The sequence below is a fragment of the Pseudoalteromonas sp. TP27 genome (assembly GCF_056470645.1).
The window spans coordinates 1-6,833 of sequence record NZ_JARDAK010000039.1 but is presented as its reverse complement, the minus strand read 5'-3'; the positions used below and the strand labels follow the sequence as shown (position 1 = coordinate 6,833).

Here is a 6,833-nt window from a genome sequence, read left to right as displayed (position 1 = left end):
CGAATAAACCTTGAGTTAGATTCATGGCTTGTAGCTAGCAGACATTTAAATATAGAGCATGAGTGTAGTTAACCTGAACTCTGGATAATAAATCTATCTCAAGCAGCTATTTTCAGCACTAACTGCGTTGAATTTACTTGCAATAGGCCCGCTATTGACGCGTAAATTCGCCTTGCTTTCACTGAAAATCTCTGGCTAGAGAAAATAAATTTAAATATCACCATAGTTCAATATGTTAGTAAATCTCTTAACCAGAGTTCAGGTTAGTTAGCTTACTAATTTTTAAAACATAAGGAAATACAATGAATAAAATAAATACGGATGTAAATTATAAAACAATGGCCGGTAATGCGCGCTTAGTTATGCTTGGTGAATCAAGCCACAGTACTGCTGGTTATAAGTATGAAGCAATTAAGGCAATCAAACAGTTAAAAACTGCTGGTTTTACGCATTTTGCAATTGAAATGCTGCCACGTTTTATGCAGGAAAAAATAGACTTTTATCAGCGAACGGGTAAAGGTTTTAATGTTATACAGCAATATTTTGATAAGTATTGGACGCATGGCTATTTAACACCTCATGCGTATGGTGAACTTGTAAAGGCTGCGCGTGACATTGGAATGAAAATAATCGCGCTTGATGTATCGGTTGAAACAATGGATATAATGGATAGCGTATGCTCTTCAGAGCAGATGGAAGAGGGCGATTGCTTTGATACTCATACTTCTAGAAATGCACTTTGGGCAGTCAATTTGGCTACTATATTAAACAAATCTAGTCAGAATAAAGTAGTCGCTTTTATGCATCGTTTTCATGCGGTACTAAATGCTGCAAATCAGACTGGTGTTGATGTATTTCTTAAAGATAATAATATTTATAATGTACGTTTTATCGACTTTATCGGAGGATTAAGTTGCATAAGTGACAGACGCTGCTCAGATGACTCTAATCAGGATAAATCCTTAAAAGAACGCTATTTTTATCGAGAAGGCTACCCGTACGAATCATCTGTTAAATCTTTTCAAGTGCATATACCTGAAAAGCGGGTAAATAGTGATGGTTCATTACAATGGTAAAAATAGTATCAATAATAATGTTTGTTGGGTGTTTTGCATTTTCTTCAGTTTTGAGAGCATCACTTTTTCCTGACATAGACATTAACTCTCCTAACTTAACTGTAGAGAAAGCTGCTAAACAATGCCAAAAGAGCTTAATGCATGCACCTGAACAATTAGAAGCATGGTGTGAAAGAGCTTATAGTCTTGGTGATTGGGAGGCTTTATATTACATTGGTGTGCACACTGGTGATGGGTCTCGTTATTTAGCAGAAGTTAATACTCGTATTGCAAATAACGAGAATAGTGCTTTAAAAAAACTGGCTTGGATATACCGAAGTGGCCACTTTGTTAAAAAGGATTTAAAAGAATCTGCACGATTATATGAATTATATTTACTTTCCAGTGATAGCGAGATTAATTTTCAAAGGGTTTCAGCTCATTTTGAACTGGCCACAATTTATCAACAGCTTGGTATGTGGAATAAAGTGATCATTCATACAGATTATGTAATAAATTATGCAGATAGGACTGATTTGGAGCATCGCGCTCAATATATACAAAAGCAAGCCAAAACATCATTAGCTGAAAATGAATCATTAAATGAAAACTGAAACACAAAGGAGCTATAAACGCCAAGCTTAAGGCGTTTTAGAATTATTATGGAACCCGAATTCAGGTTCCAAGTGCACCAAACCTTAAATCACTAATTAATAAAGACTTCTTCAGCTGTCTGATAATTTAGTATTTTCCTTGGGCGAGTATTAATTTTCATTACAACCTCTTGGAGTTGTTCATTATATTAAGGTTTAATTATGAAAATAAGTTTTTCTTGGAAAAAAGACGTTGATTCTATTTATCCAGTTTGCTCTTCAATCACAGAGAATAACGATGGTAAAAGTATCCTATCTAGTCTTCTCATGGATGATGGTGGGTTACCATACAATGATACTATTGCTTGGGTTGATGAAGGCATAAAAAGAATAAACTCTGTTTTAACTAGTGAATTTGCTGTTCTTGACTGGGATCGCGAAAGATGGGGAGCTGAATTTACTATTGAGAACGCACAAGTTTATTCTTTACTTGATGATAGCTACTTTCAAATTTTAACTACGCAACAGCTGAAAAACGCACTTCTTGAATGGAAGTTTTTTTTAGAATCGACCCCAAATTTACAAAATATAATTGAAGTAGATTTATAGTGTTGAGGTTTGGTAATTGAAATAATCAGGAGATATTTTACCTTTCTCATAGAAACTATTACATTTGTATAAGAAAAAAATTTTTCAAATAGAAAGATAGCATTCTCTTTATTGGATTACTTATTTATAAGTTTTATTCAAAATGTAGTGGCATTGTACTGGTGAAATAATACCGTTTAGATTTTGAAATGAGGTATGGAATATGATTTCACGAAAGCCCAATGATCGTAAGATCAATTTAGATTTAATGAGTAATGAGTTTAAATCAAATTCAGAAAAACAAGCTTTTTTGAAATGGTTTTTGGATGCTCTAGATAAGGCAGAGGTAATTAATAAAAGACGCCATATAGCAATTTGTCCTATATGTAATGAAAAAAACTTTTTATTACATGAGGAAAATAAAGTTATATCCAAATATGAGTACAGAATCCCCAATGGAGAAATAAATTTAATTGTAGACTCATCTATTTTACATTTGGTTTCAGTGCATTGTTTAGTACCTGACTCTTCAGTGATTTCTGCTCTAGAAAACCTGGATTGTAAGTTACCGAAAAGCTAATTATTTATTATGATGTGTATAAATACGACCCGCTTAACACTTCAAGACGTTGCTTCATTTACTTTAAAAAACAACCCCAGCAAGCAATTTAAAGAAAAGTGGGGTGATGACTACGTAAGTCGCGCAATGCAATTATGGCGTGGAGTTAAGGAATGTTATTCAAAAAGTGAAGAATGTAACTTCACTGCACAAGAGCTTTTATTTGCAATGAGCTATGAATATGCAGTTGCTCCTTACAGTTCTGAAAATAATGACGCTATTGAATTTTATAAATGGTGTTTTCAAAATTTAATTAAAAAACAAGGATAGGTAATGAATAAAATAAACACGGATGTAAATTATAAAACAATGGCGGGCAATGCACGTTTAGTTATGCTTGGCGAATCGAGCAAAACAAACAAGACACCCACTTTAAAAAATAAGTTAAGAGACGCGGTAATCCCCCCGAAAAATAATAGAAGCCAAGCGTAGAATTTTCTCTTATTGTAAACACAGGAGAAAATTATGAAAAAAGCACATTTTACAGACAGTCAGATCCTCGCTATTTTGAAGCAAGCCGAAAACGGTGTGCCAATCCCTGAGCTATGCCGTGAATATGGTATGGGCAATTCAACCTTTTATAAATGGCGCGCTAAATACGGCGGTATGGATGCGTCTTTAATGACACGAATGAAAGAGCTTGAAGATGAAAATCGCCGTTTAAAGAAAATGTATGCTGAAGAGCGACTAAAATCTGAGGCCATTCAAGAGGCAATGGCAAAAAGTGGTAAAGGCTTCTGAGCGCAAAGTATTGGCACACGAAGTCGTTAGCACAAATAAAATGAGTATTTCCTTAGCCTGTCGTACTTTCATGATAAGTGAAACATGCTACAAATAAATAAATTAGACACCCATCCTAATTTTTTGCAGTTTTGCTAACTAAGTACTAGGCTTTTGTCAGTGTGAAAAACAAGCAGGGTGTCTTATGGCAATCGCAAGAAAGCGTCAAGTAAGTTTGGTTGATACAAAGTACTACCACTGTATATCACGTTGTGTTCGGCGTGCTTTTTTGTGCGGTGAAGACCATTTTACAGGTCAATCTTACGAGCACCGCAGAGGCTGGGTTGAAGATAAACTGCTTGAATTAGCCAAGATATTTTGTATTGATGTCTGTGCTTATGCCGTAATGAGTAATCATACCCATTTAGTACTGTATGTTGATGATAAGAAAGCAAATAGGCTGAATGATAAAGCGATTGTTATTCGCTGGCATAAACTCTGTAAAGGCACATTGTTAACGCAAAAATATGTACAGGGTGAAAAGCTAAGTAAAGTTGAGCTCATCTTTTTCAATCAAACAGTAAAGGAATATCGAGAGCGCCTATCAAGTATTAGCTGGTTTATGCGGTTGTTAAATGAAAATATTGCTCGCAGAGCAAATAAAGAAGATAACTGCACTGGTCGTTTTTGGGAGGGGCGATTTACGTCTCAAGCATTATTAGATGAAGCAGCACTGGCGGCCTGCATGGCGTATGTAGATTTAAACCCAATTAGGGCCAAAATGGCAAATACACCAGAAGAATCTGACCATACCAGTGTTCAAAAGCGACTAACATCCGCAAAAGATGGCAAACAACCGAGACAACTACTTCGCTTTGCAGGCATGCCACGTCAAATAATGCCAAAAGGGCTGCCGTTTGAACTTAAATCGTACCTTGAACTTGTTGAACTAACAGGGCGAATAATACGGGAGGATAAACGCGGATATATTGATAATATGAACCTCCCTTTGTTAGAAAGGTTAAATATTTCCCCAGAAAACTGGTTAAAACTCACCACGCAATTCACGCGCGTATTTCATGGTGCAGTAGGCAGGCCCACTTCACAAATAGGTTACTGCGAAAATTTAAATAGAAAACGGCGAGCGAACATCAGTAACTGCGAAAAGCTACTTGCATAAACTTAAACTACTCAGTAAAGCTATTCAGTAATAAATCACAACTGCACCATGCAGTCATTTTTATGCGTATAATTTAGGTTTATAGATGAAAGTGGCTTATTTAGTAGATGAAAAGAAGTAACGCAGTCTTAAAAAATAAATTATTAACCTAAAAAAATAAATCTAGTGACACAGCTTTGCTTGCTAATTTAGAGTGGGTGTCTAGTTTATTAGCAATGCATTGGGTGACACAGCTTTGCTTGCTAATTTAGAGTGGGTGTCTAGTTTATTAGCAATGCATTGGGTGAAAAAGAAAAATTAAGTAGAGTGTTAGCTATGGATGTACAGGCTAATAATGCATTAAAAGATATGGGCCCAAATACTTACATGAATGTAAACTTACACAGGTGTAAATAATGAACAATTTTTTTGATAACTTTTATAATTATGCTGGTTTCGGACCTGCGGTTAAACAACGAAAACCAAGCGATGAGTCTCTTAGCTTTTTTAAAAGTAAATTACCCGACCGTCTAATCGAGTACTGGCAGAGTTATGGCTTTTGTGGTTGGGGAAATGGTATTTTTTGGCTCGTCGATCCAGCAGATTATAGTGATATCTTACAGAGTTGGATACATGGCACAGAGTTTGAGGAAAGAGAGAGAAAAGGGCTTGATAAATATTATGTAATAGGGCGGAGTGCTTTTGGTCGCTTATTTGTTTGGGGAGAGAGTTCAGGCCTTAGCTTAAAAATAAACCCTCTCTACGGTATGCTTTTACCTTCAGATAATACCGATAATCTTAACACCAGAGGTTCAGATCGAATTATTGATTTATTTTTTGCCTCAATGTCTAAGACTCATATGGAGGAGAAAGATTTAGATGATCTACCTTTATTTGAAAGAGCATTAGATAAACTTGGTGCCCTAGAAGCTGATGAAATGTATACATTTGTACCAGCATTGGCATTAGGGGGTGCTAATAAGCTAGAAAACTTACAAAAGGTTAAAATTATTGAACAACATAATTTTTTATCTGAGCTTGGAGAAAAGAATGTAATGACAGATATAGTTATGCAATTGAGAAACTTGTAAAAGTAAAAAATAACAAAGACATATATTGACGCTCCCTTGAAGTCAAGACGAGCTAATGTATAAACATCAATAAAATAAACAAGACTCCCATCCTAAATTTTGCTCTTTAAGTAGTGGCTACTGTTTAATTATTGTGAAAAATTAGCAGGGAGTTTTATGGCATTACGCAAGAAAGCGTCAATTAAGTTTGGTTGATACAAAATATTACCACTGTATTTCGCGTTGTGTTCGGCGTACTTGTTTGTGCGGTGAATAGCATTTTACAGGTCAATCTTACGAGCACCGCAGAGGGTGGGTTGAAGACAAACTCCTTGAGTTAGCCAAAGTGTTTTGTATTGACGTGTGTGCTTATGCAGCAATGAGTAACCACACCCATTTAGTGCTGTATGTAGATGATAAAAAAGCGAATCGATTAAATGACAAAGCGATTGTTATTCGCTGGCATAAGCTGTGTAAGGGCACCGAACTTACGCAAAAGGTCATGCAAGGTGAAGAGCTAAGTAAAGCTGAATCTATTTTTTAATTGAACAGTCAAACAGCATCGCGAGTAACTGAGAGGTATTATCTGGTTTATGCGTTTATTTAATGAAAACAAGAAAAGTAAGGTAACGTTACAGGTTTCTTTTGGGAGCCAATTCAAATAGCAAGCACTATCAGATGAAGCTGCTCTTGCTGCGAGTATTGCGCGCATTCAACATGATATGGCTAATGAGGTAACGCTTGAAAGTCATTTACTTTCACGTTTTTAATTAATGGTACTTATTTTAAATAATTAGAAATATAGGTAAGGAGGCCCAAACCACTATGTTTGGTTTAATAAAAAAATACAATGTACACATGTGCTCCGAAGTAAAAGGGGTAATCACTTTAAACGGTAATCCAGTTGAGGGTGCTTTAATAAATCGCACCCTGGAATTTGCACACAAAGTTGAAAAAGAAGATCAGGTAACAACAGCTCCTGATGGTTCTTTTTATTTACCTGAAGTCGTTATTGAATCAAAAATACCA

9 protein-coding genes and 2 pseudogenes are annotated in these 6,833 nt (G+C 35.6%); all 11 read left to right on the top strand.

All coding sequences use genetic code 11. The features are described 5' to 3' along the window. The first annotated feature begins 302 nt into the window (after positions 1 to 302). Entirely contained in the window at positions 303 to 1,076 is a 774-nt protein-coding gene (locus PX700_RS21195; protein WP_479521864.1) for a ChaN family lipoprotein, read from the top strand. After that, positions 1,070 to 1,669, top strand: coding sequence for a tetratricopeptide repeat protein (locus PX700_RS21190; protein WP_479521863.1), 600 nt, complete (start codon positions 1,070 to 1,072; stop codon positions 1,667 to 1,669). The genes PX700_RS21195 and PX700_RS21190 overlap by 7 nt, the downstream gene beginning before the upstream one ends. 201 nt (positions 1,670 to 1,870) lie before the next feature. Continuing rightward, positions 1,871 to 2,257, top strand: a complete 387-nt coding sequence (locus tag PX700_RS21185; protein ID WP_479521862.1) for a hypothetical protein — start codon at positions 1,871 to 1,873, stop codon at positions 2,255 to 2,257. 202 nt (positions 2,258 to 2,459) lie between these two features. Further along, entirely contained in the window at positions 2,460 to 2,816 is a 357-nt protein-coding gene (locus PX700_RS21180; protein WP_282130865.1) for a hypothetical protein, read from the top strand. Between the two features lie 9 nt (positions 2,817 to 2,825). After that, positions 2,826 to 3,125 carry a hypothetical protein gene (locus PX700_RS21175; protein WP_479521861.1) on the top strand — a complete coding sequence of 100 codons (300 nt, stop codon included), beginning with the start codon at positions 2,826 to 2,828 and terminating at the stop codon, positions 3,123 to 3,125. A 3-nt stretch (positions 3,126 to 3,128) separates the two neighbouring features. Further along, positions 3,129 to 3,287, top strand: a complete 159-nt coding sequence (locus tag PX700_RS21170; RefSeq protein WP_479521860.1) for a hypothetical protein — start codon at positions 3,129 to 3,131, stop codon at positions 3,285 to 3,287. A gap of 33 nt (positions 3,288 to 3,320) precedes the next feature. Further along, positions 3,321 to 3,690 (top strand): annotated as a pseudogene (locus PX700_RS21165) (transposase); the annotation flags it as partial. A gap of 90 nt (positions 3,691 to 3,780) precedes the next feature. Then, positions 3,781 to 4,755, top strand: a complete 975-nt coding sequence (locus PX700_RS21160) for a transposase (RefSeq protein ID WP_479521859.1) — start codon at positions 3,781 to 3,783, stop codon at positions 4,753 to 4,755. A 395-nt stretch (positions 4,756 to 5,150) separates the two neighbouring features. Next, a complete protein-coding gene (locus PX700_RS21155) occupies positions 5,151 to 5,825 on the top strand; it encodes a GAD-like domain-containing protein (protein WP_197114713.1) in 675 nt (224 codons plus the stop codon). 187 nt (positions 5,826 to 6,012) lie between these two features. Next, positions 6,013 to 6,466, top strand: a pseudogene (locus PX700_RS21150) (transposase); the annotation flags it as partial. A 163-nt stretch (positions 6,467 to 6,629) separates the two neighbouring features. Further along, a partial coding sequence (locus tag PX700_RS21145) for a DUF6795 domain-containing protein (protein ID WP_479521858.1) occupies positions 6,630 to 6,833 on the top strand: 204 nt, incomplete at its 3' end.

Excerpts from the sequence above, each read along its gene's own strand:
- PX700_RS21195 (WP_479521864.1), top strand. The coding sequence starts at position 303 with ATGAATAAAATAAATACGGATGTAAATTATAAAACAATGGCCGGTAAT.
- PX700_RS21190 (WP_479521863.1), top strand. The coding sequence starts at position 1,070 with ATGGTAAAAATAGTATCAATAATAATGTTTGTTGGGTGTTTTGCATTT.
- PX700_RS21185 (WP_479521862.1), top strand. The coding sequence starts at position 1,871 with ATGAAAATAAGTTTTTCTTGGAAAAAAGACGTTGATTCTATTTATCCA.
- PX700_RS21180 (WP_282130865.1), top strand. The coding sequence starts at position 2,460 with ATGATTTCACGAAAGCCCAATGATCGTAAGATCAATTTAGATTTAATG.
- PX700_RS21175 (WP_479521861.1), top strand. The coding sequence starts at position 2,826 with ATGATGTGTATAAATACGACCCGCTTAACACTTCAAGACGTTGCTTCA.
- PX700_RS21170 (WP_479521860.1), top strand. The coding sequence starts at position 3,129 with ATGAATAAAATAAACACGGATGTAAATTATAAAACAATGGCGGGCAAT.
- PX700_RS21160 (WP_479521859.1), top strand. The coding sequence starts at position 3,781 with ATGGCAATCGCAAGAAAGCGTCAAGTAAGTTTGGTTGATACAAAGTAC.
- PX700_RS21155 (WP_197114713.1), top strand. The coding sequence starts at position 5,151 with ATGAACAATTTTTTTGATAACTTTTATAATTATGCTGGTTTCGGACCT.